The 26,829-nt window shown below is 31.3% G+C and carries 28 protein-coding genes and 2 tRNA genes; 28 read left to right on the forward strand and 2 right to left on the reverse strand.

Annotation, left to right across the window (positions count from 1 at the left end):
- Nucleotides 1-120 precede the first annotated feature (120 nt).
- From DTL3_RS02980 to DTL3_RS03105, 26 genes are all read left to right on the forward strand, one after another.
- Nucleotides 121-522 carry a cobalamin B12-binding domain-containing protein gene (locus DTL3_RS02980; protein ID WP_045087462.1) on the forward strand — a complete coding sequence of 134 codons (402 nt, stop codon included), beginning with the start codon at nucleotides 121-123 and terminating at the stop codon, nucleotides 520-522.
- Nucleotides 500-1,444 carry a methylmalonyl Co-A mutase-associated GTPase MeaB gene (gene meaB, locus DTL3_RS02985; protein ID WP_052670308.1) on the forward strand — a complete coding sequence of 315 codons (945 nt, stop codon included), beginning with the start codon at nucleotides 500-502 and terminating at the stop codon, nucleotides 1,442-1,444. The genes DTL3_RS02980 and meaB overlap by 23 nt, the downstream gene beginning before the upstream one ends.
- Nucleotides 1,428-1,826, forward strand: a complete 399-nt coding sequence (gene mce / locus DTL3_RS02990; protein WP_045087463.1) for a methylmalonyl-CoA epimerase — start codon at nucleotides 1,428-1,430, stop codon at nucleotides 1,824-1,826. Before meaB ends, mce begins: the two co-directional genes overlap by 17 nt.
- Nucleotides 1,827-2,187: 361 nt before the next feature.
- Complete coding sequence (locus DTL3_RS02995) at nucleotides 2,188-3,744, forward strand: acyl-CoA carboxylase subunit beta (RefSeq protein WP_231854042.1); 1,557 nt, start codon at nucleotides 2,188-2,190, stop codon at nucleotides 3,742-3,744.
- Between the two features lie 24 nt (nucleotides 3,745-3,768).
- Entirely contained in the window at nucleotides 3,769-4,170 is a 402-nt protein-coding gene (locus DTL3_RS03000; RefSeq protein WP_045087464.1) for an OadG family protein, read from the forward strand.
- A gap of 15 nt (nucleotides 4,171-4,185) precedes the next feature.
- Nucleotides 4,186-4,644: a biotin/lipoyl-containing protein gene (locus tag DTL3_RS03005; protein WP_045087465.1), complete on the forward strand. Its 459-nt coding sequence runs from the start codon at nucleotides 4,186-4,188 to the stop codon at nucleotides 4,642-4,644.
- A gap of 52 nt (nucleotides 4,645-4,696) precedes the next feature.
- A complete protein-coding gene (locus tag DTL3_RS03010) occupies nucleotides 4,697-5,989 on the forward strand; it encodes a hypothetical protein (protein ID WP_045087466.1) in 1,293 nt (430 codons plus the stop codon).
- A gap of 138 nt (nucleotides 5,990-6,127) precedes the next feature.
- The gene (gene rpsF, locus DTL3_RS03015) at nucleotides 6,128-6,538 is read left to right on the forward strand and encodes a 30S ribosomal protein S6 (protein ID WP_144403465.1); all 411 of its coding nucleotides are present in this window, start codon (nucleotides 6,128-6,130) and stop codon (nucleotides 6,536-6,538) included.
- Nucleotides 6,539-6,556: 18 nt separating this feature from the next.
- Nucleotides 6,557-7,081 carry a single-stranded DNA-binding protein gene (locus tag DTL3_RS03020; protein ID WP_052670309.1) on the forward strand — a complete coding sequence of 175 codons (525 nt, stop codon included), beginning with the start codon at nucleotides 6,557-6,559 and terminating at the stop codon, nucleotides 7,079-7,081.
- Nucleotides 7,082-7,110: 29 nt separating this feature from the next.
- Complete coding sequence (gene rpsR, locus DTL3_RS03025; protein ID WP_045087467.1) at nucleotides 7,111-7,341, forward strand: 30S ribosomal protein S18; 231 nt, start codon at nucleotides 7,111-7,113, stop codon at nucleotides 7,339-7,341.
- Nucleotides 7,342-7,508: 167 nt separating this feature from the next.
- Nucleotides 7,509-7,958 (forward strand): 50S ribosomal protein L9, encoded by a 450-nt coding sequence (gene rplI, locus DTL3_RS03030; RefSeq protein ID WP_045087468.1) that lies wholly within the window; start codon nucleotides 7,509-7,511, stop codon nucleotides 7,956-7,958.
- A gap of 20 nt (nucleotides 7,959-7,978) precedes the next feature.
- Nucleotides 7,979-8,806, forward strand: coding sequence for an MBL fold metallo-hydrolase (locus DTL3_RS03035; protein ID WP_045087469.1), 828 nt, complete (start codon nucleotides 7,979-7,981; stop codon nucleotides 8,804-8,806).
- 20 nt (nucleotides 8,807-8,826) lie between these two features.
- On the forward strand, nucleotides 8,827-9,294 hold the full coding sequence (locus tag DTL3_RS03040) for an NfeD family protein (RefSeq protein ID WP_052670311.1): 468 nt from the start codon (nucleotides 8,827-8,829) through the stop codon (nucleotides 9,292-9,294).
- Between the two features lie 43 nt (nucleotides 9,295-9,337).
- Complete coding sequence (locus tag DTL3_RS03045) at nucleotides 9,338-10,249, forward strand: SPFH domain-containing protein (protein WP_045087471.1); 912 nt, start codon at nucleotides 9,338-9,340, stop codon at nucleotides 10,247-10,249.
- 17 nt (nucleotides 10,250-10,266) lie between these two features.
- The gene (locus DTL3_RS03050) at nucleotides 10,267-10,788 is read left to right on the forward strand and encodes a hypothetical protein (RefSeq protein ID WP_045087472.1); all 522 of its coding nucleotides are present in this window, start codon (nucleotides 10,267-10,269) and stop codon (nucleotides 10,786-10,788) included.
- Between the two features lie 104 nt (nucleotides 10,789-10,892).
- Entirely contained in the window at nucleotides 10,893-11,564 is a 672-nt protein-coding gene (gene pdo, locus DTL3_RS03055) for a protein disulfide oxidoreductase (protein ID WP_045087473.1), read from the forward strand.
- 143 nt (nucleotides 11,565-11,707) lie between these two features.
- The gene (gene trxB, locus DTL3_RS03060; RefSeq protein WP_045087474.1) at nucleotides 11,708-12,670 is read left to right on the forward strand and encodes a thioredoxin-disulfide reductase; all 963 of its coding nucleotides are present in this window, start codon (nucleotides 11,708-11,710) and stop codon (nucleotides 12,668-12,670) included.
- A 119-nt stretch (nucleotides 12,671-12,789) separates the two neighbouring features.
- Nucleotides 12,790-13,065 (forward strand): 30S ribosomal protein S15, encoded by a 276-nt coding sequence (gene rpsO, locus DTL3_RS03065; protein ID WP_045087475.1) that lies wholly within the window; start codon nucleotides 12,790-12,792, stop codon nucleotides 13,063-13,065.
- 117 nt (nucleotides 13,066-13,182) lie between these two features.
- Nucleotides 13,183-15,267, forward strand: a complete 2,085-nt coding sequence (locus tag DTL3_RS03070; RefSeq protein WP_045087476.1) for a polyribonucleotide nucleotidyltransferase — start codon at nucleotides 13,183-13,185, stop codon at nucleotides 15,265-15,267.
- Nucleotides 15,268-15,364: 97 nt separating this feature from the next.
- Entirely contained in the window at nucleotides 15,365-16,591 is a 1,227-nt protein-coding gene (locus DTL3_RS03075; protein WP_045087477.1) for a M16 family metallopeptidase, read from the forward strand.
- Nucleotides 16,592-16,622: 31 nt separating this feature from the next.
- The gene (locus DTL3_RS03080) at nucleotides 16,623-17,663 is read left to right on the forward strand and encodes an HD-GYP domain-containing protein (RefSeq protein WP_045087478.1); all 1,041 of its coding nucleotides are present in this window, start codon (nucleotides 16,623-16,625) and stop codon (nucleotides 17,661-17,663) included.
- Nucleotides 17,660-18,331, forward strand: coding sequence for a metal-dependent transcriptional regulator (locus tag DTL3_RS03085; protein ID WP_084217115.1), 672 nt, complete (start codon nucleotides 17,660-17,662; stop codon nucleotides 18,329-18,331). Before DTL3_RS03080 ends, DTL3_RS03085 begins: the two co-directional genes overlap by 4 nt.
- Before the next feature lie 30 nt (nucleotides 18,332-18,361).
- Nucleotides 18,362-19,174 (forward strand): purine-nucleoside phosphorylase, encoded by an 813-nt coding sequence (locus tag DTL3_RS03090; RefSeq protein WP_045087480.1) that lies wholly within the window; start codon nucleotides 18,362-18,364, stop codon nucleotides 19,172-19,174.
- 28 nt (nucleotides 19,175-19,202) lie between these two features.
- Nucleotides 19,203-20,183 carry a DHH family phosphoesterase gene (locus tag DTL3_RS03095; RefSeq protein ID WP_045088577.1) on the forward strand — a complete coding sequence of 327 codons (981 nt, stop codon included), beginning with the start codon at nucleotides 19,203-19,205 and terminating at the stop codon, nucleotides 20,181-20,183.
- 81 nt (nucleotides 20,184-20,264) lie between these two features.
- Nucleotides 20,265-21,593, forward strand: coding sequence for a hypothetical protein (locus DTL3_RS03100; RefSeq protein ID WP_045087481.1), 1,329 nt, complete (start codon nucleotides 20,265-20,267; stop codon nucleotides 21,591-21,593).
- 601 nt (nucleotides 21,594-22,194) lie between these two features.
- Nucleotides 22,195-22,818, forward strand: coding sequence for a sugar O-acetyltransferase (locus tag DTL3_RS03105; protein ID WP_045087482.1), 624 nt, complete (start codon nucleotides 22,195-22,197; stop codon nucleotides 22,816-22,818).
- A 202-nt stretch (nucleotides 22,819-23,020) separates the two neighbouring features.
- On the opposite strand, the gene DTL3_RS03110 is transcribed toward DTL3_RS03105, so the two are convergent.
- Nucleotides 23,021-23,110: transfer RNA gene (locus tag DTL3_RS03110), tRNA-Leu, on the reverse strand.
- A 152-nt stretch (nucleotides 23,111-23,262) separates the two neighbouring features.
- Here DTL3_RS03110 and DTL3_RS03115 point away from each other — a divergent pair.
- Nucleotides 23,263-24,579, forward strand: a complete 1,317-nt coding sequence (locus tag DTL3_RS03115; protein ID WP_045088578.1) for an NAD(P)/FAD-dependent oxidoreductase — start codon at nucleotides 23,263-23,265, stop codon at nucleotides 24,577-24,579.
- A 58-nt stretch (nucleotides 24,580-24,637) separates the two neighbouring features.
- Nucleotides 24,638-24,712 (forward strand) — tRNA-Gln (locus DTL3_RS03120).
- 51 nt (nucleotides 24,713-24,763) lie between these two features.
- On the opposite strand, the gene DTL3_RS03125 is transcribed toward DTL3_RS03120, so the two are convergent.
- Nucleotides 24,764-26,680 carry a peptidylprolyl isomerase gene (locus DTL3_RS03125; RefSeq protein ID WP_045087483.1) on the reverse strand — a complete coding sequence of 639 codons (1,917 nt, stop codon included), beginning with the start codon at nucleotides 26,678-26,680 and terminating at the stop codon, nucleotides 24,764-24,766.
- Nucleotides 26,681-26,829: the final 149 nt, after the last annotated feature.

Consider the following 26,829-nt stretch of genomic DNA (forward strand, 5'->3'; position numbering starts at 1 on the left):
AGGGATTAGAATTGAGGAGGTATTTTGTAAAAAAATCAACGCAAAAACATATATATAATGCAGTTTTTAGAATTTCTAATGACAGAAAATTTTTTTTAGAAAGGAGGGTAGCTTTCAAGTATGAACAAAAAAATTAGGGTTATGATTGCAAAGCCAGGTCTTGATGGGCATGATAGGGGCGCAAAGATAATAGCCAGAGCATTGAGAGATGCAGGAATGGAAGTAATATATACTGGGATAAGAAGAACACCAGAAGAGATAGTAGAGGCTGCAATACAAGAAGATGTTGATTTAATAGGTCTATCTATACTCTCAGGTGCCCATAAAATTTTATGTAAAAAAATTATATCGCTTTTAAAAGAACGGGAAGTTGAAATTCCAGTTATTTTAGGAGGAATTATACCAGAAGAAGATGTATCTGAACTCAAAGAAATGGGAATAATTGAAGTTTTTTCTCCTGGAACTTCTATAAACGAAATTGTAGAGAAGGTGAAAGCTATTGCAATGGCAAGAAAAGTATGAACAACTTATACATCGATTTAAAGCTAAAGATAAAGTAGCTTTAGCTAAGATGATATCTCTTGTAGAAAACAATATAATTGAATCGTGGGATATAATATCAAAATTGCAATCAGATTCTCCGCCTAAAAATTCTTATGTTATAGGAATAACAGGGAGTTCCGGAGTTGGAAAAAGCACATTTATTTCTAGACTAGTTCAATTATTTGTAGAAAGCGAAGAGAAAATAGGAATAATATTGATAGATCCGAGTAGTCCTTTTTCTGGAGGAGCTTTTTTAGGGGACAGGATAAGAATGTTTGAACTTTCCAAATTTTCGAATGTATATATAAGAAGCGTAGCGAGTAGAGGTGCACTTGGTGGATTATGTAACTCAATTTATGACATTATAGATATTATGAAATCATTTGGTTTCGATAAAATAATTGTTGAAACGGTTGGAGCAGGACAAACAGAAACCGAAATTTTTTATGCTTGTGATTCAGTTATTTTGATATTGTCTCCCGATTCAGGAGATGAGGTACAGATTTTTAAAGCAGGGATTATGGAAATAGCTGATTGTTATGTAGTAAATAAAATTGATCTACCTTCTTCTAAAAAGTTTATGGTGCAAATGGAAAATTTTATCAATTCTGAAAAGAATATTCAAAAGAAGTTATTCGGTGTAAGTGCCTTAGAAAACAAGGGATTAGATAAGATAAAAACCTGGATAGAATTGCAACAAAAAGAAGAAAAAGAGAATACTCCAAAAAAAGAAATAAGGAGAAAAATACGAGTAAAAAATTATCTTACAAATGCCATTGAAAATATAATAAATGAATTATCAAATGATAATAATGATGATATATATTCTTTAAGAAATAAAGTGTTGAATTTTTTGTGCGGTAAATTAGGGGGTGAATGGTACGATGAAAGTAAAAATTGATCACATAGGTATAGCTGTTAGGTCAATAGAAGAATCACTTAATTTTTATCAAAACCTTCTTGAATTAGAGAAGAGTGGAGAGAAAGTTTTAGAAGATAGAGGCATAAAAGTAACATTTTTATATATAAATGATGTTAGAATTGAATTAATGGAACCAATCAGAAATGATTCTGAAATTTCTAAATTTTTAGAAAAAAGGGGTGAAGGAATCCATCATATTGCTTATCAAGTTTCAGATATAGAGCATTTTCTTAAAAAAGCTAAAGAATTGGGATACAAAACATTATCAGATAAACCTGAAGTTGGTGCTGAAGGAAATTTGGTGTTTTTTCTACATCCTAAGTCTGTACATGGGATATTAACAGAATTTGTCGAAAAATGAAAATTATAGGAAAGATTATTGATAGATGTTTAAATTTGTTATAGTAACTTTTGAAAAATAAGATTTTCTAAAAATGGGTTCAGGGCGGAGCCCTCCCTCTTTCCTAGTTACAAGTACCGAAAAGGTCAAAGAAATTCAAATAGTGACTTTTGAAAAATAAAATTTTCTAGAAACGGGTTCAGGGCGGAGCCCTCCCTCTTTTCCAGTTACAAGTACCGAAGAAAAGTTTAAATGAACTAAGAGTTAGTAAGTATTTAAAGTAGGAAAATATTTAGCAAAAAAATCAAATACTAAACAGATATAATGCAGATTTTAGAATTTCTAAAGACAGTATAAATCTATTAACAGGGGAGGATAACTAATGCCGGATGAAGAAATGCAACAAAAGATAGATGAATATAAAAAAAGGAAGGACAAGCTTTATCTCGGTGGTGGAAAAGATAGAATAGACAAGCAACATAAACAAGGAAAATTAACGGCTCGTGAAAGAATAAGCCTTCTTGTTGATGAAGGAACTTTTGAAGAAATAGATATCTTTGTTAAGCATAGATGTACTTATTTTGGGTTAGATCAAAAAGAATTTCCATATGATGGAGTTGTTACTGGATTTGGAGAAATAAATGGTAAAAAGGTCGCGGTTTTTTCACAAGATTTTACAGTTCAGGGTGGATCATTAGGAGAAATGCATGCTAAAAAGATCATGAAATTGCAAGATCATGCCTTAAAATATGGTATCCCAATAATAGGAATAAATGATTCTGGAGGCGCTAGAATTCAGGAAGCGGTAGATGCGCTTTATGGTTATGGAGGAATATTTTATAGAAACACACTATCTTCTGGTGTGATTCCTCAGATCACCATCATAGCTGGACCATGTGCTGGAGGTGCTGTTTATTCGCCAGCTTTAACAGATTTTACTATCATGGTTGATAAAACTTCTCAAATGTTTATAACTGGTCCTCAAGTTGTAAAATCTGTAACGGGTGAAGATGTTGACAAGGAAACACTTGGAGGAGCAAAAATACATAACTCCAAAAGTGGGGTAGCACATCTTTTAGCATCAAATGATGAAGAAGCAATGAAGATAACAAGAAAATTACTATCGTATCTTCCTCAGAATAATATAGATCCAGTTGAAATTTTTCCTTACGATGAGACTTATAGATTATCAGAAGATATTAATTCAATGGTATCGCCCGATCCTAAAAAGAGCTATGATGTTAAGAACATAATAGAACTTGTTTTCGATCCTGATAGTTTTTTTGAAATACATCCCCATTTTGCAAAAAATATAGTGGTTGGTTTTGCAAGACTTCAAGGACAATCAGTAGGAATTATAGCAAATCAACCAAAGATTCTTGCAGGTTCTCTAGACATAGATGCGTCGGATAAAGCCGCTAGGTTCATTCGATTTTGTGATGCGTTTAATATCCCTATTATAACTCTTGTTGATACCCCCGGTTATTTGCCAGGGGTTAATCAAGAACATGGAGGGATAATAAGGCATGGTGCCAAACTTTTATATGCATATTCTGAAGCGACTGTTCCTTTAATAACAGTTATATTACGAAAAGCATATGGAGGAGCTTATATTGCAATGGGATCACAACATTTAGGTGCCGATTTTGTATTTGCTTGGCCTACTGCAGAAATTGCTGTGATGGGACCTGAAGGGGCTGCAAATATAATATTTGCAAAGGAGATAGAAAGCTCTGAAAATCCTGAAGATACAAGACAAAAATGCATCCAAGAATATAAAGAGAGATTTTCAAACCCATATGAAGCTGCATCAAGAGGGTATATAGAAGATGTTATTGAGCCTAAAGAAACTCGAGAAAAATTAATTAAAGCTCTTTCCGCGTCTTTTTCCAAAGTAGAGTCGAGACCTTCAAAAAAGCATGGCAATATACCTTTATAACGTTAATTTATTGAGGGATAATATATGATTAATGTGTGGATGTTAACAATAATGGGTATTTTGATAGTTTTTTCTATATTAATTGTATTGTATTTTGTAATAATGTCATTTAAATTGTTCTTTAGACCAAATAAAACAAAGAAAAAACAACAAAATATACCCATTAAAGAACCTATTGAACCATTGAAATTAAAAAAGATAAAAAGCAAAGAATTAGATTTGACTGAAGAGGAACTGGTTGCGGTTGTTGCTGCGATCAGTATGTATTTTGTTGGTAAAGAGTTTGAAATAAAAAGTATAACTAGGATGGACCTTCTTTCAGAAAGATATAAAAAAAATAAATTAAAAGACTTCAATAGAACAAAATGGCAGAAACATAATCCTTCAGTTTCATGGATTCCCTATCGTAAAAAAAGGTGGAGGTAATGGAGGTTATCTATTATGAAAAAAAAATTTAAGGTTACTATAAACAACAAAACCTATGAGGTTGAAGTTGAGGATATTGGCACTGAGCTTTCGATAAGTGAAGATGCACGAACAGAGATTTCAAGAAGGGTAGAAGATGATACGAATATAAAGTCATTAGAAAAGAGGAAAAAGAAAGAAGCTAAAAAAAGAAAAGAAAAAGAAGTTTTTTCGAAAGAAGTTAATCAATTATCAGAGGAAATGGCATCGACTTCAGGCTCAGAGAAAGAAGTTAAGGCTCCTCTTCCTGGGATTATTATTGATGTTTTTGTTAGTGAAGGACAGAAGATAAATGTTGGAGACACTTTAGTAGTTATAGAAGCAATGAAAATGGAAAATGAGATACCCTCAGAATACAGTGGAACTGTTGAAAAAATTTTTGTTAAAAAAGGAGATACTGTTGAAGGAGATCAAATCTTGATGTTAATTAAATAATATATTATAATAATACATAATATAGTTAATAAATGAGGAAGGGGGTTGTAGCATGCTTAAAAAAAGAACTTTGATTATGGTCATATGTTTGTTCTTTACTTGTTTGGTTTTTGCTGTTAACTTCGAAATTGGCTTTCAAGGATTTTATGATTTTGAGGAATTTAACGACAGAATAGGAGTAAAGATTTATCATTTAGCTCCTAACTTTGATTTTGTAGCTGATATAGGTTTTTACAGTGATGATAAATACAGTTTCTACGAATCAGACTACTATTTCGATCATTACTTTTTAATTGAAAATGGTTATATTACCTTTCGCAGTTTTAATAACAACATAAAATTTAGTTCAGGAATAAAAGATTTACAGGATGAAATCAACTCACCTTATTCTTTATTTTTTTCTTCAGAAAAGATATCTCAACCTTACCTAGAATTAGGTTACGAAGATGAGCATATGTTTTATGATACCCGCTGGATTCAGTTAGTTAGTTCAAGTAATAATTATTTTGATGAACCAAAAAGTATGAATTATAAAACTTATGGACTAAAATTTGGTGATTTTAGATTTGGATATCAAGATGCAGTTGTTTACAATAGAGAGTTTGATTTCTTTTATCTTTTTAATCCACTGCCGGTGTATTTTTCACAAGAAATTAGAGCTTCAGAGAACATTATGCCATGGGCAGAGAAATCGAAAAACGACAATTCTTTGATGGGTTTTTTCATTGATTATGACAAACCAACTTATTATTTTTATTCTCAAATATTAGTTGATGATTTAAACACTAACAGGTTCTTTTATCCAGAAAAAGATCAAAATCCCGACAAAATTGCATTTTCTTCCGGAATAACATTTAAAACCAGCGCAGGCAATTTTGGTTTACACGGTGCCCTTGCTACTCAATATACGTTTGAACCTGGAGGAGGACCTTCATATACAGTATATCCTCTAAATAAATATTACGATAAAATAATTAACTACAAAGAAAATTATATTGGTTATAAATATGGAGAAAATGCCGCATCTGTCTTGGTAGATTATCTATACACTTATAAAAATAGATTTGACATATATTCGTCTTTTGAAACAGTATTCTCGGGAAGTAAATCTCCTACAAAGAATATTGCACCTACACACTTTTTAGATGAAGATACATTAGAAAAATCATTTATTTATACAATTTCAGCAAATTTATATTTTAAGTTTTTTGAGCTCAATGCTTCAGCACATGTTGGGAAAATTTTCAATGAACTCACATATGATGATACTAATGATTGCTTTGTTCCAAGCAATACAGATAAAGATTTACTTAACGTTGACTTAGGATTCAAAGTAAAATTTTAATATAATTTTTAAAGAAATAAAATAACAAACTTCATTTTTTCTGATATAATCGTACGTGAATTATCAAGAAATAAAATTCCTGCCTCTGAAATAAAAATATTAGAATCAGAGGCCATAGACCATAGGAGGAGGTATACAGTGAGCAAAAGGTATTATGAAACAATGTTTATTATACGGACAGATCTTTCAGAGGAAGAAAGAGAAAATTTAGCGCAAAAGGTTAAAAACTTCATCGAAGAAAGAATAGACGGTGAGGTCGAAGAGTTTACAAGATGGGGTGTCAGAAGATTAGCGTATAGAACCCAGAAAGGCAAATTTACCGAAGGCGATTACACCTACATAATCTTTAAGGCAGAACCAGATAAACTTAAAGAATTAGAAAGTTTCTATAGGGTAACGCAAGAAATATTTCGATATCAAACTATCAGGAGAGAAGATCTAGAGAAAAAGCAAAAAATAAGACAAAAAGAATCTAAAATAAAGGTAGAGGAGCCTGTACAAGTTATCGAAGAAGATAATAAAGAAAATAGCGAATCAGAGAATGAATAATAAGCAGGAAGTGATTTAATGTCTATTTCATATAATAAAGTCATTTTGGTAGGGAGATTAACAAAAGACCCAGAGGTAAGGTCTACAGTTAAAGGAGATCCTGTTGCCACTTTTAGGCTAGCAGTTGATAGACAATTTTCAAGTGATCCGAATGCAACAGATTTTATAAATATTGTTGCTTTTGGAAAACAGGCAGAATTTGCTTCTAACTACCTCAAAAAAGGTAAGTTAATATTAGTTGAAGGATCTCTTCGTATAAATCAATGGACAGATAGAGACAATGTTAGACGGGAAAAAGCTGAGATTTGGGCTAATAGAATGAACTTTATGGAAACGAAAAAAGATGAAGAAGAAAGAATATACTCTAATACCGATATAATTGTAGAAGAAAGTGTCCATAATAACAACGATAACAACAATTTTATTGAAAGTATTGATGATGAAACAGATGCTTCAGATTATGAATTACCAGAATTTGAAACTGATGAGTTGTTTGGATTAAATTTTGAAGATTTGGACAAAGACTTATTTTCTGAAGAATAGAGCATGAAATAATGGAGGTGCTTATATAAATGGCATATGTTAGAAGGGATAGAAAAACTGTTAAACGATGTAAATTGTGTCGAGATAACGTAGAATATATTGATTATAAGGACTTAAGACGATTAAGAGAATATATAAATGAAAAAGGAAAGATTATACCTAAAAGAATAAACGGGAATTGTGCAAAGCATCAAAGAATGGTTAGAAACGCTATAGAAAGGGCTCGAAAAATGATGCTTTTGCCATATACAAACGATTAATTAAAATGTTATGATATTAAAAATAGATAGAGGGATATACTCTCTATCTTTTTTTTAGTTTCAAGATAACATAGATTTTTTAAATAGCGTATAATTAATATATCATAATGTAAAAGATAAGAATTTCGTATGACTAATATGGTAAAATTAAGGAGGTTAAAATATCTATGAAAGTATTGTTGTTAGAAGATGTACCAAAATTAGGCAAAAAAGGCGAAATAAAAGAAGTTTCTGATGGTTATGCAAGAAATTATCTTATTCCTAGAAATTTAGCTGTGGAAGCTACCAATGGATATATAAAACATATAGAGGAAAATAAAAAAACAGAAGAAAAAAGGAAACAGAGTATAAAAGAACAAAGCGAAGAAATTTTAGAAAAGCTAAAAGATGTAACTGTAGTTATTAAAGTTAAGGCTGGTGAAAAAGGGAAGTTATTTGGGGCAGTTACTTCTCAAGACATAGCTAGCAAAATAGAAGAAATGGTTGGGATACAATTTGATAAGACATGGTTTGAAGAGAAAGTTAATTTAAAAGAAGTAGGAACCTATATGGTTAAAATTAAACTGCCACAAGGAGTAAAAGGTGAAATCAAGGTAGAATTAATACCTGAGAAATAAATTAACAGGGGTTGTCATAGTTGGAGTTTATAATTAAATCTAAGGCGCTTTACACAACATGGGTCTTTTACAAACCACAAAGATTACTTTTTGATGCAGGAGAAGGTGTGAGCTCAGAGCTAGGTAATAAGATATATGGCATTGAAAAAATTATTCTTACACACTCACACGTTGATCATATTGCAGGTTTATGGGGTATAATAAACACACGCAATAACGCGATGGGAAGTAGAAACAAAAAGTTAGAAATATACTATCCCAAAGGTTCTACAAACATTATAGAATATCTTGAATTCATAAAGAAAATGAATAAAGGGTTAAGATATCGCTTAGAAACTCATGAGCTAAATTTAACGGATACTATTAATTTGGATAATAAGAGATTTTTAAAACCATTCAAAACCAGACATACCCCAGGAGAAGTTTCATTTGGTTATCAGATATTAGAAAAGAGAAAAAGACTGAAATCAATGTATAGAGATTATCCTCAAGATGTAATAAAAGATTTAATAGTTAATCAAAAGAAAGATATTTTAGAAGAATATGTAGCAAACATTTTAACAATAACCGGAGACGCTCTACCTATACCCCCTGAATTTGCAAAAAATTGTGAGACATTGATACATGAATGTACTTTTTTTGAAGAGTCGGACAGAAAAATAAGAAATCATACATCTCTACCTGAACTAAAAAAACTTGTTAAAGCGACTTTCCCAAAAAGATTAATTGTATATCACGTATCTAGTAGGTATAATAGACAAATTAATAAAGTTAAAAATGAGTTAAGACTTGAGTTTCCAGATATAGATATAGAGATAGTCCATCCGGAAAAAGTTACAAAAATATAGTTGAAATGGGGGTTGTTAATATGGGTCAATGGGGTTTATGGGTAATATTTGCTATAATTTTTGCAATTGCAGAAGCCTTAACTCCAACATTCTTTTTTCTATGGTTTGCAATTGGTGCAGGTGCTGCTGCAATAACCTCTTTGTTTATTGCTTCTGTTTCTTGGAACCTAGCAATTTTTCTGGTTGTTTCATTCACTCTTTGGATTTCTACCAGAAAACTAGTCAAAAATTTATACAAGAAATCTACAGATCTAAAAACTTTTCAAGATCAAATTGTTGGAATGAAAGGCAAAATAATAAAAATCAATGAGAATGGCGAAAAAATATTGGTAAAGATTAAAGGAGATGTATGGCGAGCTTATCCTGATGAAACCGAAAAAGAAAAGTTAGAAGTAGATGATGAAGTCTTGATTACGAAGAGATCGGGGAATTTTGTTTATGTAAAAAAAATAAGATCCGAAAACGGTGAAGATAGCAATTTTGAATAAGCGAATTCCTTAAGTAAGCGTATATAAAAGGGGGGCAAAAGGTATGTTAGTTGTATTAATAATAGTAGTGATTTTTCTGATTATTGTGGTATCAATGAGTTTAAAGATTATTAGACCGTATGAAAAGGGACTTATTGAAAGATTAGGTAAATTTCATAAAATGGCAGAACCAGGACTTAATTTCATAGTACCTTTTATTGAAAGGCTTATTAAAGTCGATTTGCGAGAAATGTTAATCGATGTTCCACCTCAAGAAGTTATAACAAGGGATAACGTCATAGTAACAGTTGATGCAATTATTTACTATGAAATAACCGATGCTTACAGAGTAACATATAATGTTGCAGAGTTTATTCCTGCCGCTATAAAATTAGCTCAGACAAACTTGAGAAATGTTATAGGAGAATTAGAATTAGATCAAACCTTAACCTCAAGGGAGAGAATAAATACAAAATTAAGAGAAGTATTAGATGAGGCTACTGATAAGTGGGGAGTCAGGATAACCAGAGTCGAAATCAAAAAAATAGATCCGCCTCAGGATATAATGGAAGCAATGAGTAAGCAGATGAAGGCAGAGAGAACTAAAAGGGCTGTAATTTTAGAGGCAGAAGGTTATAGGGAGGCAGAAATAACAAAAGCTGAGGGAGATAGAAATGCAGCAATATTAAGAGCAGAGGGAGAGGCTGAATCAGTTAAGAAAATAGCAGAAGCAGAGAAATTCAAACTTAGTACTGAAGCGGACGGTGAAGCAGAAGCCATCTCAAAGGTTTTTGAAGCAATACATAAAGGTCATCCTACAAATGAACTTATTGCCATAAGGTATTTAGAGTCTTTGAAGGCAATCTCTGATGGAAAAGCGACTAAAATATTTATGCCATATGAAATTTCTAGTATTTTAAGTACTGTAGCGGGAATAGCAGAAATTTCTAAAGATAATATTTCTGAAGGTAACTAAAACGTAAAGAGGTAAATATGATTTTTTTAGAGATTTTATTGCTCAATACAATAGCAATCATATCTGCTTTTTATATTATTAAATTTCTTATTTTAAGAAATTATCAAATTTTTGCTTTTATTCAATTATTTAATATATACGGAGCAATGTCTTTTGTTCTTTTATTTTCATATTTAAGGTTCTTAACAGGTTATATAATAGTTCTTGAGTTGCTTACTTTTCTCGTTTTACTGTTCTTTTATATTAGGGCATTTGATGCAGCAAATAAAAAGTATCATGAAAGATTTAAAGTTATAATCTTATCGTTTGGTTATACCAAAAAGACTTATTTCAATAACTTCTTATCAAAAAAAATATTAGCAAGAGGGTTCGAAGCTTATCTTGTAGGTTTAGGCTTTTGTTATTTAGTGAATAAATTGTTTTCTTTGCTATATTGGCCTTTGAATCCCGCAATTGCAGTGATACCTTCGATCTTATTTTTTTTAGCTTCTGTTATTAAAGTAAGTAAAAATAACAAAGTATATAAATTTTTAATATAGACTAAATAATAAAATGTTAAAATACCCATAGGGGGTATATTAAATCTAAAAAATGATAAATTACAAAAATTATAATGTAGATAAAACACTCGGAGGTTTAAAAAATGGAGAAATTATTAGATAAAGAAACACGAATTAAGGTACAAGAAATTCTGGAAAACATGGAAGACAATGTTCAGTTAGTTCTAATTAAAGGTAATAATGATTATTCTGAAATTTTAGAACAATTATTGTTGGAATTGACAGAATTAAATGATTTGATTGATGTTAAAGTTTTTTCAGCAGATTCCTTTGATTACGATACGTATGAAGTAGAGAAAGATTTACTTCCTGCAATGTTCATTCTTGATAGCGAAGGTATCGATTATGGAATAAGGTTTTATGGAGTGCCTGGAGGACACGAGTTTATCACATTGTTACAAGATATTTTAATTGTATCTACCAAAAAAATTATGGATTTTAGTGAAGATAACATCGAAAAAATAAAAAGTATAGATAAGGAAATTAGAATTAGAGTTTTTGTTACTCCTACCTGTCCTTATTGTCCAAGAGCTGTGTTAGCTGCACATCAAACAGCAGTCATTAACTCAAACATAATTGGAGAAATGATAGAGGCAAACGAATTTGAAGAATTATCTGTAAAATATGATATTAAATCTGTGCCTCATACTGTAATTGAGGTAAAAGAAAATGGGATATGGGTAATGAAAAACGAATTTATTGGCGCTTATCCTCAAAATAACTATATTCTTGAAGTTCTAAAAGCCATAGAATAATAAAACAGAGTGCATCAACTACATTAACAATTATTAAGGTTAAAATGAATAAAACTTGTTTCTTTGATCTCATTTTTATCTTTTACAATGTCCGATTTATAACATATATTGTTGTTTTTGTAGGTTAGGAAGGAGGAAGCCCAGTGTTTTTTAATGTTGAGTCAGTTAATATAAATAATAAAATTAAAGAACAATACGATATAGTAATAATTGGAGGAGGTCCTGCTGGTTTATCTGCAGCTCTTTATGGGGTACAGGGCGGTGTATCTGTATTGGTATTAGAAAAAGCCTTAGAAGGGGGACAAATGAATACTACAGATGTAATAGAGAATTACCCAGGCTTTGTGTCAATAAAAGGCCAAGAGCTCTCGATGCTTATGAAAGAGCATGCAGAAAAGTTTGGAGCAGAGTTCTATTCTTCAGAAGTGATTAACATGGAGTTTAAAGATGATTTAATACTAACTAATTTGGACGATGGTAATACTGTAAAGTCTAGGGTACTTATAGTAGCAAGTGGTTCTAAGCCAAAAAAATTAGGTGTTAAGGGTGAACAAGAATTTACTTCAAAAGGCGTCTCGTATTGTGCTAGTTGTGATGGACATTTTTTTAAAAACATGAAAGTGGCTGTTGTTGGCGGTGGTAATTCTGCAGTAGAAGAAGCCGTGTACCTTTCTAATATAGCAAAAGAAGTACACCTAATTCATCGACGAGATAAATTGAGAGCAGATAAATTATATCAAGATAGAGCGTTTTCAAGAGATAATATTAAGTTTAAATGGAATTCTGTTGTAGAAGAGATAAAAGGAGATTTAAAGGTAAAAAGTTTAGTTATTAGAAATACACTAACCAACGAAGTTTATGAGGAAGAGTTCGATGGAGTTTTTATTTTTATTGGAATATTACCTGAAACTAGTTTTTTGCCTAAAGGTTTTTTTGAAACTGATGAATATGGATTCATAATTACTGATGAGACGATGTTAACTAATATAAATAGGGTTTATGCAGCTGGAGATGTAAGACACAAGGATATCCGACAGATAGTTACTGCTGTTTCTGACGGTGCAATTGCAGCTTCAAACGCTATTAGGAAATATCTTAATATATAACATAAAAATGAAATTGACAAATTAGAAATATAATTGTATAATATAGGAGAACCTTAACTCAGTTTAGGAATTATCCCTTTACTTGGTTATAGGAATAATTTGCAGGAGGTTTTTGATCGATGTCTAGAGGATTAGAACCAGAAATAAAAGAACAGATCATTCAAGAATTTCAAATTAGCGATAAGGATACAGGATCTATTGAAGTACAGGTAGCTCTTCTAACCGCAAGAATTAAGCATTTAACTGAACATTTAAAGGAACATCCAAAAGACTATCATAGTAGGCGTGGTTTGATGACTATGGTTGGAAGAAGAAGAAAGATGTTAAAGTACCTTAAAAAGAACAAACCTTTAGTTTATCAAGATATAGTTACTAAATTGGGAATAAGAGGTTAAATAAAATTAATCTATAAAAAAGCGGGGCTACTAGCTCCGTTTTGTTTTTATATTTAGCAATAATTACAAATTGAAAATATATAATGTATATTGCAAAAACAGAATGGAGGTAAAAAAATGAAAGTATGGGAAAAAGAACTTTTTGGAAGAAAACTGCGATTAGAGTATGGGAAAGTTGCTAAACAATCGCTAGGATCAGTTGTTTTGACCTATAACCAATCAACTATATTGGTTACAGCTGATGCGGAAGAAGAACCAGTAAAAGGTGGAGATTTTTTTCCATTGACAGTGGAATTTCAAGAAAAATTTTATGCGGTTGGGAAAATTCCCGGAGGTTTTATAAAAAGAGAAGGAAAACCTAGTGATGAAGCTATTCTTGCGGCCAGGCTCATTGATAGACCCATAAGACCATTATTTCCTGAAAACTTCTATAACGAAGTACAAGTAATAGTAACAGTTTTTTCAATGCTAGGTGATGATAGTATTGAAACATGGGGAATAACAGGAGCTTCTCTAGCGTTAAATCTATCGCCAATTCCATTTAACGGTTTAGTAGCAGGTGTAAGAATAGGATATGTTGATGGACGATTTATAGTTTTTCCAACGCAAGAAGAATTAAAACGATCTAAAATGGATATAGTAGTTGCTGGTACTAAAGAGGCATTAACTATGGTGGAAGGAGAAGCTTTGGAAGTTAGTGAAGAAGAGATGGTAAAAGCCTTAATGTTTGCGCAAGATGCAATTAAGGAAATTATAACTTTTGAAGAAGAGATTTTGTCAGATTTTAATGTTGAAAAATGGGAAATAGAAGAAGAAAGAGTTCCAAAGGAATTTATAGAAGATTATTTATCTCTCATAGATGAATTGGAATTAAAGAATGCTTTACTAACTCAAGGAAAAAAGAATAGAGATAAAGCAATTGCTAAGTACAAAGAAGATGTGAAAAGCAAGTTTGAAGAAGAGTTTTTAGATAAATGGGGAGAAAGTTTCTACGCTGAAAAATTTTCCTTTTTGAATAAGGCATTTGAAGATAAACTCCAAAAAACAATGAGGGCACTCATTATTAATGAAAATAGAAGAGTTGATGGTAGGGGTGTAGATGATATCAGGGAGATTAGCTGTGAAGTAGGCTTAATACCAAGAGTTCATGGCTCAGGCCTTTTTACTAGAGGCGAGACTCAATCTTTAGCTGTTGTAACATTAGGAGCTCCTATGGATGTTCAATTAGTTGATACAATATTTAGTGATGAAGAAAAACGATTTATGCTACATTATAATTTTCCTCCATTCTCTACGGGTGAAGTTAAGAGATTGCGTGGAGTAAGTAGGAGAGAAATTGGTCATGGGCATTTGGCTGAAAGAGCTCATAAAAATCTCATTCCAAGTGATATGGAATTTCCTTATACAATTAGAGTTGTATCAGAAATATTAGAATCAAATGGTTCTTCTTCAATGGCAAGCGTATGTTCAGCTTCTCTAGCACTTATGGATGCAGGTGTTCCTATTAAAAAGCATGTTGCTGGTATTGCAATGGGACTTGTTTTCGAGGAAGATAGATTTGTTATTTTGACAGATATTTTAGGTATGGAAGATCATTTAGGAGATATGGATTTCAAAGTTGCAGGAACCAGAGAAGGAATAACAGCTTTTCAAATGGATGTTAAAACAAACAAAATAGATGAAAGTGTCCTTAAAATTGCTTTAGAAAAAGCAAAAATAGGCAGATTAAAAATATTAGATTTAATGTATAAAACAATTGCTGAACCACGAAAAGAATTAGCTTCTGAGGTGCCTATAATTAAAGTTATAAATATACCAGTTTCTAAAATAGGAGAAGTAATAGGGCCAAGTGGAAGAGTAATAAAAGAAATAAGCGAGATATATGATGTAGAAATATATATTGAGCCCGATGGAAGAGTTAAAGTCAACGGTAGAAATCTTGAAAAAGTAAATGGCGCAGTTAAATATATAAAAGATATGACCGAAGAGGTTGAAAGCGGGAAAATTTTTGAAGGAACAGTAAAAAGAGTGGAAAATTATGGCATTTTTGTCGAAGTGTTGCCTGGAAAAGTTGGTATGCTACACAAATCAAATTTAAAGGACAAACTAGATACCTTTAAGATAGGAGATAAGGTAAAAGTCGAAGTTCTGAGTGTAGAAGAGCAAGGAAAGTTTCAATTGAAACAGCTTAAAGAAGAATAAAAAACGTGCGGATTTAAACCGCATGTTTATATTAATTATTGCGGTACCGCAATAATTAATATAAACATTTAAATAGTTTGAAAAGGGGTAGATAAATTTGTACAAACATGAGAGATTAGACAATGGACTAGATGTAATTTTGGTACAAAGAGAGTCGATGATGAGTGCATCAATACTTTTTGGAGTAAAAGTTGGTTCTGCAATGGAAAATGAATCTATTGCTGGTATTTCTCATTTAATAGAACATACAGTTTTTAGAGGTACAGAAAAAAGAAATAGTGTTCAAATTAAAAATCCAATTGAAGAAGTAGGAGGAGAATTAAATGCCTTTACTTCTAAAAATTTTACAGTATACTTTTCAAAGATTCCTACTACAAAAGTAAGTGAAGCGATTGATATACTATCTGGGTTAGTTTTCGAACCAAAATTTAGAAGTGAAGATATTGAGCGCGAAAAAAGTATAATATTAGAAGAAATAGCGTCATATGAAGACGATCCAGGAAGCATAGTTATTGAAAATTTATATCAACATATATTTGATGAGGATTTTGCAAGACCTGTTCTAGGTTATAGGCAGACAGTTACTAATATCAATTATGATATAATTATAGACTACTATAGTAAATTTTATCACCCTCAAAATGTCTATGTCGTAATAGTAGGTAAATTTAATGAAGATAAGGTATTAAATCAACTTAATAGTATTAATTGGTCAAAAAATAATTGTTCAATAAAGAGTGAATTAAAAAGTCCAGAAATAAAAAAAGAAGATATAAAAATCGAAAGAACAAAAAAGGATCTTTCTTCAAACTATATAGTTCAAGGTTTTATAGCCCCTCCTAAATTAAGTAAAGATTATTATGCAACACTTATCTTAAATACATTTTTAGGAAGCGGAATGAGTTCACTTTTGTTTTCAAAACTCAGAGAAGAAAGTGCCCTGGTGTATGAAGTTGCTTCTCATTATGAAGCATATCCCTTGAGAGGGTTGTTACTTTTTTTTGCTTTATCAAATGATGAAAAAATACCGTTGTTATTAGATAAATTTGAAGAAATTATAATAATGATACAAAATCAAAATAAAATTGGTAAATGGTTTAATTATGGTAAGAATCGACTAATAGGTCAGCTAACTTTAAGTATGGAAAACAATTTATCTGTTGCATTAACCATTTTTGATTTATATGTAAATTATGATAAAATTATTACAATGGAAGAGTTTATTAACCAAATTGAAAAAACAGAAATTGAGGATGTTATTAGAGTTGCAAAAAGTATATCTCAAAGCAACAAATATATATCTTTGCTTTCTCCAGGTATATAAATCTATTGAATACAAAGGTAGGTAGATTAGAATGAAAAGTGTTCCTTTCTATGAATTGAAACCTGGTCAAGTCGTCGCAGAAGATGTGTTTAAAGGTTCTACCCTTTTAATTTCTAAAGGTACCGTATTAAGGGCAAGAGATATAGAAAGGCTCAAAAATCATGGCATTAAAACAGTTACAGTTTATGATGAAACTGACTTTGTTACCGGTGCAATACAAGAAAAAATTATCGTTCAATTTGAAGATATACCTTCCTTAGTAGATGAAGAACAATATTCTCAATGGCATGAACAATTTGAAATAGTTAAGGATATCACCTATTTGAAGGAAGATACATCAGAGCTTGAAGAATTGGTTGAAGATATCTATAAAAAATTTTTAAAAGCTGACGATTTGGTTTTGAACCTTTTTCATTCTATAGGGGAGAAAGCATTAAACGCCCATTCAATAAATACAGCAATAATTTCCACGTTAATAGCTTCAAAACTTGATATGCCTGAAATGTTCTTAAACTCATTGTTAAAGACTTGTTTATTGCACGATATTGGATACAGTTTAATAGGTAATAGAGTAATATTTGATTACGACAATTTAGATGATATGACTGTGAGATCGCATATTTTGTCTGCGTATGAGATGCTGAGAAGTATTCAAAGTAAAATTGGTAAAGATGTGGTAGACTCTGTTTCGACACATCACGAACGTTTTGATGGAAATGGAATATTTATGAAATTAAAGGAAAATTCAATAAGCCCGTTAGTTAGAATACTACAAGTGGGGGACGCCTATGATTCTTACATAGAATCAGGTCATTCTCCGTATAATGCTATGAGTTTTCTATTGAGATATTCTGGTTTGATTTTTGATCCATATTATGTTAGTGTCTTTTTTTCAATTGCAGGCTTATATCCAACTGGAACAGAAGTTATTTTAAATAATGGTAAAAAAGCTGTAGTCATTCGTAAAGGGAAAACTTCTTCATTTCCAGTAGTTAAATTTGATAACACCATTGTGGAAACTGGAGTAGAATCAGGCTTGTTTATAAAAGAAGTTGTTCGAAAAGGAGAATGAATTTGGATAATAATCTTTCAGAAAGTTTAGAAAATTATCTTAGAGCAGTATATACATTACAAATAGACGGAAAAGTACCAAGAATAAAAGATATTTCCAAGATGCTCGGGGTCAAAGATGCATCTGCTGCTGAAGCAATTAAGAAATTAGAAAAAGTTGGTTATGTTAAACATCAACGTTATGGATACGTTAATTTAACGGATAAAGGTATGTTAGCAGCTGAAAGAGTTTATAGGAGATATATTATTTTAATCGATTTTTTAGTCAATGTTTTAGGAATAACAAAAGAACAAGCTTATAATTTAGCTTGCGGAATTGAGCATCACATAACCGATAACTTCTATATTGCATTAGATGGACTATTGCTCTTTTTAAAAAGAAATCCAATAGAATTTAATAAGGCGAAAGAGTTCATTTCAAAGTATCAAAAGGCAATGCCTCATGATTTAAAAACCACGCTTTGGGATTTACAACCTTCTGAATCTTGCGAGGTGGTGGATATTTCTGGTGGTGAAAAACAAAGAAAAAATTTGATTAGTAAGGGGACTTCGCCGGGTTTAAGATTAAAAGTACTTGCAAAAACGAAAAATTATATAGAAGTATTAGCTAACGAAATGGTAATAAGACTTACAAAAAATGAGGCACAACATGTTGTTGTTAGTGAATAAGTGAATTTTTAGTACAAGGAGAGAAAATATATGTCTTTAGAGATAGAAAAAGCAACACAATATATAAAAGAAAATATAAAAGTAAAACCAGTTATAGGAATGATTTTAGGCTCAGGGTTGGGGTATATTGCTGACAAAGTTGAAAATTCTATTTCTCTAAATTATAAAGATATTCCCTATTTTCCTATATCAACGGTAGTCGGACATGAAGGAAGCTTGGTTGTTGGTATGATTCAAGGTGTTCCTGTAATAGTACTCAAAGGGAGGTTTCATGCTTACGAAGGGACCGATTTAAAAAAGATTGTTTTTCCTATATATGTTATGAAAAAATTGGGAGTTCAAGGGCTAATAATAACAAATGCTGCAGGTGGAATAAATCGGACATACCATCCCGGAGATATTGTTGCAAATAAGGATTTTATAAATTACACATTTAAAAATCCTCTTATTGGTCCGAATATGGACGAATTTGGTCCTAGATTTCCTTCAATGGTTCAACCAGTTGATAAACAATGGCTTAAATCAATTATAGAAGAATCTAAGAAACAAAATATAGAAATTAAAGAAGGTACTTACCTTTGGACACTCGGGCCCTCTTATGAAACTCCTGCAGAAATAAGATTATTTGATAAATTAGGTGCAGATTTAGTAGGGATGTCAACGATGCCTGAGATAATAGCTGCTAAACATATAGGATTAAAAGTTGTTTCTTTTTCTGCAGTAACAAATATGGCAGCGGGAATTCTGCCTCAACCGCTTAGACATGAAGAGGTTTTACAAACAACGGAAAGGATAAAGAACAAGTTTGAAAAAGTTGTGTATAATGCAATAAAATCATTTTGAGATAGGGGGATTTGAGAAGTTGCATAAGGTGGATGAAAAGATAATCGCTTCAGAAATTAACAAAAGTAACAATATACTTCTTGTTGGACATATACTTCCCGATGGTGATGATGTAAGCTCATTGGTTTCCATGTCGCTAGGCCTAGAAAAACTTGGAAAAAGGACTTTAGCAGTTATAGATGACGATATTGGAGAATATCTATTAGAATTTCCTTTAGTTAAAAAAAAGATTAAAAAATTAGATAGTGAGATCGAACAGAATATCTGTAATGAATTTGATTTAATGATAGTATTGGATTCCTCTTCACCTGACCGAATAGGAAGATTAGAAAATTATTTAAATTTTTTTCATGTCATTGTTATCGATCACCATATTACTAACACAAATTTTGGAAATGTCAATTGGGTAGATCCAACAGTGGGAGCTACCGCACAGATGGTTTATAGGCTATTAAATTTTATGAGTGTTGATTATGATGAACAATTAGCCACGATGAATCTCCTAGGAATCGCAACAGATACGGGTTTTTTTAAGTATGAAAATACAGGTCCAGAAACATTTAGGGTAGCTGCAAGTTTGATAGAAAAAGGTGCAAGTATTAGCTATATTTCTAATAAAATTCATGGCAATACTCCTTTGGAGCATATTTATCTATACAAAGATGTTATATCAAATCTTAAATTAGCTTCACAAGGTTTGATAGCTTATTCTTTAATTACCCTAGATATGCTTTCAAAATACAATATTCTTCCGAAAGATTCTCCATCATTAGTAGAAAATCTTCGTTCAATTAGAGGAGTGGAAGTAGCTATGATCTTTCAAGAATTTGAAAAAAATTTATATCATGTTTCACTTAGATCAAAAGAGTGGGCTGATGTTTCAAAAATAGCTTTAGATTTTGGAGGAGGGGGACATCCTAGGGCTGCTGGTTTTTCTATAAAAGCAGAAGATATCCTTGTTGAAATTCAAAAGATTGTCGAACACATAACTAACTTTTTAAAAAGCTAAGTTGGTAATACATTAATGGATTAAATCATTATATCCAAATAAAGTTATTTATATATCCCCTAAAGAGGAGGAGAGTAAATATTGCATAATAAGAATTGCAAGTGCCCGAAGAAAATCTTATTTATTTTTATTTTGACAGTTTGTTTCATCTTATCAGTTTTTTCACAAGATATTTTAGAATTGGTTCCTTCAAATTCTAAAGCCGTATTTTATTTTAAAGATTTAGCTAAATTTTATAACGATTTGAAGTTGGTGCCAACTACCAAAAGTTTGCTTTTAGAACCATTTAATGGAGAAATGCTAGTATCCGCTTTAACACAAATGTATTTAAGTGCCTTAAAAGTCGATTATCAAAATTTTATAAGTCAGTTAGATACTAACTTAGCGTTTTTTATCCAAGAAAATACTGAAAATAATTACGCTTATGGTTTTGTTCTTGGGCCAATCAAAGATATGAATTCATTTTCCTCTGATTTAAAGGCATTACTTGATCCAATAAAAAGCTCGGGCTATGAATTTACAACCCTTCAAAAAAATATAAATAATGAAGAATATTTTATTTTAATTGCTGATGAGAATGTCTATGAATCTTCGAAAAAGGGTGTTGAACAGTTAAAAGAAGTTATTGAGGATAGAAGTGGATTATATTATATAGTAAATACTTCAGATTATCAAGGAAATGGATATTTTTATGTTATTGATAATTTATTAATGGGAAAAAGCACAGGTGATTATGATCCGGATTTTGTTGATAAAAGCTTTGTTAAAAATCCAAGTGAATATCCGTTTTTCGGAAATTTATTTATTACATCTGGTTTTATACCAAAAGATCTTGACGCATTTGCTAGCCTAATAGACAATTTTGTAGATTATCAAATCATAAAGAATCTCTTGACATTGTCTAGTGGAATAGAAGTTAATGCAGATATATTATCTATTAATTTCAATGACAACTTCTCGCAAATTTCTGAAAATAATTATATAAAAATTAAAACTGAAGCTAATGTTGAGGATATAATTCCGATATTAAAAGAGAATAATATTGAATACAAAAAAACCGCTCAGAATACACTTGAGTTTTATGTTAAAGATGAAATAGTCAAGCAGAATAATAAAAAAGAATCTGTTAAATACACATACTATGTTTGGAAAGATGATTACCTTTTTATTTCAAGAGACAACCAAAAAAATTTGCAAAAAAAGATGAATCAAAAGCCAAAATTATCTGAAAATACTTTGTTTAAAAAATTAAGTAATCAAATAGGAGTAGGAGATATAGCTTATGTATTCTTAGACATTACTTCTATTTTTAGACAGTATGGACCAGGTTTAGAAGATGAAAACGGGTTATTATTAAGTGTAAAAAATATAGGTGAAAGACGGTTAGAGATTAATTTTGTACTACAATAATACAAATAAAATTTTTCTTAGTTTATTAAAAACCAGCCGTTTTAATCGGCTGGTATATATATTGTTTACCAAACTATTATAAATTGCGTATGATATAAACCTTTTTATCTGCTTTGCTATTCTGTAAGGTTCTTTCACAAACATTTGTAAAATGCTTCTGCATAATAACATATGCTATCTACACCCTGAGCGTTTTTCAAAGAACAAACTCCATATTTTTTAACAGATTCCAAATTAAGGTAAATCATGTTGAAAATGATTAATTCAAAGTGAAATGTAATGCAAAATGCAAAGATTTAATTTAGGGACTTTGGAAATGAATGTTTTCTAAAAGTAAGCATTTAAATTTATAATGGGTTCAGGGCGGAGCCCTCCTACGGTATTGGTATAAGTACCAAAAAATTCAAATAGAGGTTATGGAAATGAATGTTTTCTAAAAGTAGGCATTTAAATTTATAATGGGTTCAGGGCGGAGCCCTCCTACGGTATTGGTATAAGTACAAAAAAATTCAAAAAATTCAGTTCTAAAGCATATATAATTAATAAGAATTTTGGAATTTCTAAAGTTAGTAAGATTTAATTCTCGAGGAGGAAAACTGAAATGAAGATGAAAGATAAAATGCACACAGGAGAGCTTTATTTTCCAGGTGATGAGGAGATTATTGAGTGGCAGACAAAATGCCTAGACAGGCTTTATGATTTTAATATGACACGTCCTACGGAATTTGAAAAACGTCAAGCACTTATGAAAGAAATGTTTGCAGAAATTGGAGAAGGTTGTTATATAGAGCCTCCTTTTCATTCAAATTTTGGTGGGGCACATTGTCATTGGGGAAAGAATATATACGCTAATTTTAATTTGACAATGGTCGATGATACCCATATTTATGTTGGAGATTATACTATGTTTGGTCCAAATGTTACCGTAGCAACTGCTGGACATCCAATCTTACCTGAACTTCGCCAGAAAGGATATCAATATAATGCACCTGTGTATATTGGTAAAAACTGTTGGATTGGTGCCGGGGTAGTTATTTTACCAGGTATAACTATTGGAGATAATGTTGTGATAGGTGCCGGAAGCATTGTAACAAAGGATTTACCATCTAATGTAGTTGCTGTGGGGAATCCTTGCAAAGTACTTCGTGAAGTTAATGAGTACGATAAGGAGTATTACTTCAAAAACAGAAAAATAGATTATTCAACAATAATAAAGGAAGAGTAGTTTGGTTAGGAAAAGATTTGAGAACTAGATTTAAGGATGATATTTTATTGTATTTAACAAAATTATTGTTATTTTACGATAACTTCTACAAGGATCTAAACTTAATAATGACATCTTAAGGTTAAATTGTGCATTAAAGTTTCAAAAATGTGTTGAAAAAAAGCTCGAAACCCTTAAATAGGATTTACGAGCTGTTGTTATTTGGTGCCGAGGGCGGGAGTTGAACCCGCACGAGGTTCTCCACCCCAACGGATTTTGAGTCCGCCGCGTCTGCCTATTCCGCCACCTCGGCGTTAAGTAAATTATATAATAATATTCAGCTTGATATTACAGAGTTATTATACTATAATTATAATAAAATGTCAAGGTGTGTTACAGTAATGATGGTATATTGAGTAAAGCTCTGATTGATAAAATTTTTAAGACAACTTGTAAGGAGTGAACATAGTGAAAAAAATAGCTTTGATAGGTTTTGGAGCATCAGCAATAGGATTTTTAAAGGGGTTTGAAGAGTTTGGATTGAATAAGATATATTCAGTTGATGTATATGAAAAAGGTGAAGATATTGGAAGAACAGGTTTTGGGGGCTTAAAATATGATGGTAAATTATTTATATCGAAAGGAATGGGTGGAGACCTGGAAATTCCATTAAGTGTACAAAGAAGGGTGGTCGAATTTTACCTACTAAAGTCTGGGTTGGCTAAAACAGATAATAAAGGAATAGTGGTATTTTCAGAAAATCTTGAAAGAGGAGCTTCTTTTGAGAATGAAGAATTATACAAAAAATTTTATCATGCAGGTTTCGAACCAATTAGGTCTCATTTCTATCACTTGGGAACAGATTTATTGACCGAAACTGTGCAAAAAATCTATGAAGATTATATAACTATAGATAATGTTAATTTTCATTTTGGAGAAGAAGTTATACAAATAATTCCACAAGAATCCAAGGTTGTGGTTGTTACAAAAAACGGAGAAGGAGTTTATGATAAGGTTATTGTAGCTGTTGGAAGAAGAGGGCACAAACTGGTAAATGACATGGTTAAAAATCACCCTGAACTAATTTTATCAAATGACAAAGTGGATTTGGGGATAAGATTTGAACTACCAGATCATGTAGTAGCGGAGTTAAACAAGGAAATGTATGAATTTAAAATTAGGTTGAGATCAAAGACGGGCTATATAGTTAGAACATTCTGTAATAATCCTTCAGGAAAAGTTACAATAGAAAAATACGATGATTTTGTTACCGTTAATGGACATGCCAATTCCAATCAGAAGACCTCAAATACAAATTTTGCTATATTAGTCACGCATTCTTTTACACAGCCTTTTAACGATCCGGTTGGTTATGGTTCATATATTTCCAAACTTTCGAATATATTAGCTGGTGGAGATAAAGTAATTCTTCAATGTTATGAAGATTTTAAAAATTCAAAAAGGACTAAGAAGTTAGGTAGGGTGGAACCAACTTTAGATTCTAGTTATTATATTCTAGGGGACTTAAATTTAGCTTTACCTAGAAGAACGATAGAATCTATTATTGATTTTTTAGAAAGACTTGAAGAGGTTATTCCAGGAATTACCTATCCAGATAATCTTTTATATGGAGCTGAGGTAAAGTTCTACACAAACAAGATAAACAATGGTTTTTTTGAAAATATAAAGATTATAGGCGATTGTAGCGGATGGACTAGGTCTATTACCTACGCTACAGCACATGGTTATATGCTAGCTAAAAGTATGTCTGAGATGAATTAAAACTTAGTTGACAAAGTTATAATCATATGTTATAATAAAACTCGGGATGATAAGTAATTGGGACGTAGCCAAGTGGCAAGGCGACGGACTTTGACTCCGTTATTCGTAGGTTCGAATCCTACCGTCCCAGCCAATATAAATAAAAGAAGCGGGGAAGTTATCTTCCCCGCTTCTTGTTTTCTTTTTATTGAACTTCCACTTCTGTAGCGGTTTTTGTGGAATCTTCTATAGCTTTTCTTGTTTCTTCAATTAATTTATCTATATCAGAGTAATATTCAGGATCAATTTCTTTTATTTTTTCTAGATAATACAATTTTAAGTCATTTAGTGATAACATTTCTGCAAGATCTAAACCTAATTCTAAAGCTTCTAACTTAATGCTAATTTCTGCTTCTTCGGACTCTATTACTGTTTGAATGTTGACAAGAATTTCATTAATTGGTTGTTGAAAAAACATAAAAAGGTACTGAGGACCTAAATAGTTTATATATTGTTTTAGTTGATTCATCTGTAATTCAGAGTATTTTACCTTTACTTTAAGATCTTGAGGATTAAATTGATAGTACAACTGTACTACAGATGAAGAAGAAGGATATTGAGCAAATAAATCTGATAATACTTTTGTTAAATTAGTCTTAGTCTTCTCAAATTTATTTTCCAATTCTATTTTTAGAGCTTCAGCTTCTTCTAAAGTGGTTATTCCCATATTTTCTACGGATTCTTTAGTGTTGAGAAAATCTCTTGCTGCCTCATACTTAGCTTTCTCATTAGCAATTTCATCGTTCTCGTCTGATAATTGATTAAGTTCTTCAATTTTCTTGTTAATCTCATCTAAACCCAATATTGAAATATTTGGGTCGACATTTTCTGACAGATAAATGTAATTATTTAGATTAGTTAACTGTGTTGAATAACTATTTAATAGATCGGTTGTTAGCATTGTATATATTGCAAGATAATCTGAATCTACTTCTAGAGAGATATCCTCACCTTCAAAAATCAAATCTTCAAGTTCTTTGGCTAAATTTTCTTTGGCTTTTTCATCTAAAGTATTTGAAAATATTTCGTGCATATACAAGAGTTTAGTGTCATAATATATTCTTCCAAAATTCTCTTCTTTTTTATAATTGACTAACCATTCCTGAAATTTTTGTTCTTGAAGGGTATTTTCAATTTCTGTGTAAACATCTTCATATAAAAATACATCTTGAGGGTTTTCAAAGATCTTTTTATCTGTTACCTTTATTAAATGGAAACCATAGGTAGTTTGAACAGGCCCTACTATTTCACCCTTGGGGGCATTGAACGCAGCGATTTCAAAATTTTCTTCTAATTCTCCATGTTTTACCCAACCAAGATCGCCAGAATTTGTTGCGTTGGATGTATCTAGCGAATACAGAGCCGCTGCTTCTTCAAAAGATAAATTTCCGCTAATGATGTCATCCTTCACTTGGTTAGCTGTAGCTTCATCTGAGACTAGTATGTGTTGTACTTTTATCTGTTCGTAATTATTTTTTATATCTTCAAAATTTTGCTCAATATAACTCATAGCTTCATCTCTAGAAACCGCAGCAACAGCATTTCGTACATTACTTTCTAGTATTCCGGAAGCTAATAGACTCTTGACAGCATCTTCGCTTCCGTAATAACTAACTATCATATTCCAATTATTTTCATTTGCCTTTAAATTGTTAATGGATTCATTCAAGGTTTTAGAATCAGGTAAAAGATTGTTTTGTTCAGCATAGTATTGAATTAGTCTTTGATCATAAAGCATATCAACTATTTGATTTTTAAGAACTAGATAATCAAAAACAGGGTCTAGCTGTTGTCCGTAGTATAGTTGATACATCTGAGCTTGTTGTTGAGAAAGGGCATTAACTTCATCCTTCATAATCCAATAAGGATACTCGAGCTCCACCCCGTCCTTAGTAATAACTAATACCGAGTTTTCTTTATTGAGGGTAGAGTCTTGAACCACAGAAGAGGTTCTTTTTGATGATAGGTATGTTGCTATAGACCACCAGACAATACCTGCTAAAAAACCTGCTATAACCAAAATAGTAATAAGCTTCTCATGTTTTTTAAACCAGTTGTTCATCTATATATTCCTCCTAACTTATAAAGAGTATAAATATTTTTAAACCATATAAAAGGTATATTCATTTAACTAGACATTTCACTGTTTAGAATACTATAACTAATAATTCGTGCATAGGCTCCATATTAAAAACAGTTTGATTTACCATA

The sequence above is a fragment of the Defluviitoga tunisiensis genome (genome assembly GCF_000953715.1).
GTDB classification, from domain to species: Bacteria; Thermotogota; Thermotogae; order Petrotogales; family Petrotogaceae; genus Defluviitoga; species Defluviitoga tunisiensis.

Excerpts from the sequence above, each read along its gene's own strand:
- DTL3_RS03020 (WP_052670309.1), top strand. The coding sequence starts at position 6,557 with ATGTCTATTTCATATAATAAAGTCATTTTGGTAGGGAGATTAACAAAA.
- DTL3_RS03000 (WP_045087464.1), top strand. The coding sequence starts at position 3,769 with ATGATTAATGTGTGGATGTTAACAATAATGGGTATTTTGATAGTTTTT.
- DTL3_RS03125 (WP_045087483.1), bottom strand. The coding sequence starts at position 26,680 with ATGAACAACTGGTTTAAAAAACATGAGAAGCTTATTACTATTTTGGTT.
- rplI (WP_045087468.1), top strand. The coding sequence starts at position 7,509 with ATGAAAGTATTGTTGTTAGAAGATGTACCAAAATTAGGCAAAAAAGGC.
- DTL3_RS03090 (WP_045087480.1), top strand. The coding sequence starts at position 18,362 with ATGTCTTTAGAGATAGAAAAAGCAACACAATATATAAAAGAAAATATA.
- pdo (WP_045087473.1), top strand. The coding sequence starts at position 10,893 with ATGGAGAAATTATTAGATAAAGAAACACGAATTAAGGTACAAGAAATT.
- DTL3_RS03040 (WP_052670311.1), top strand. The coding sequence starts at position 8,827 with ATGGGTCAATGGGGTTTATGGGTAATATTTGCTATAATTTTTGCAATT.
- DTL3_RS03045 (WP_045087471.1), top strand. The coding sequence starts at position 9,338 with ATGTTAGTTGTATTAATAATAGTAGTGATTTTTCTGATTATTGTGGTA.
- DTL3_RS02995 (WP_231854042.1), top strand. The coding sequence starts at position 2,188 with ATGCCGGATGAAGAAATGCAACAAAAGATAGATGAATATAAAAAAAGG.
- mce (WP_045087463.1), top strand. The coding sequence starts at position 1,428 with ATGAAAGTAAAAATTGATCACATAGGTATAGCTGTTAGGTCAATAGAA.
- DTL3_RS03010 (WP_045087466.1), top strand. The coding sequence starts at position 4,697 with ATGCTTAAAAAAAGAACTTTGATTATGGTCATATGTTTGTTCTTTACT.
- DTL3_RS03105 (WP_045087482.1), top strand. The coding sequence starts at position 22,195 with ATGAAGATGAAAGATAAAATGCACACAGGAGAGCTTTATTTTCCAGGT.
- DTL3_RS03050 (WP_045087472.1), top strand. The coding sequence starts at position 10,267 with ATGATTTTTTTAGAGATTTTATTGCTCAATACAATAGCAATCATATCT.
- DTL3_RS02980 (WP_045087462.1), top strand. The coding sequence starts at position 121 with ATGAACAAAAAAATTAGGGTTATGATTGCAAAGCCAGGTCTTGATGGG.
- DTL3_RS03085 (WP_084217115.1), top strand. The coding sequence starts at position 17,660 with ATGAATTTGGATAATAATCTTTCAGAAAGTTTAGAAAATTATCTTAGA.
- DTL3_RS03080 (WP_045087478.1), top strand. The coding sequence starts at position 16,623 with ATGAAAAGTGTTCCTTTCTATGAATTGAAACCTGGTCAAGTCGTCGCA.
- rpsR (WP_045087467.1), top strand. The coding sequence starts at position 7,111 with ATGGCATATGTTAGAAGGGATAGAAAAACTGTTAAACGATGTAAATTG.
- rpsO (WP_045087475.1), top strand. The coding sequence starts at position 12,790 with ATGTCTAGAGGATTAGAACCAGAAATAAAAGAACAGATCATTCAAGAA.
- DTL3_RS03070 (WP_045087476.1), top strand. The coding sequence starts at position 13,183 with ATGAAAGTATGGGAAAAAGAACTTTTTGGAAGAAAACTGCGATTAGAG.
- DTL3_RS03005 (WP_045087465.1), top strand. The coding sequence starts at position 4,186 with ATGAAAAAAAAATTTAAGGTTACTATAAACAACAAAACCTATGAGGTT.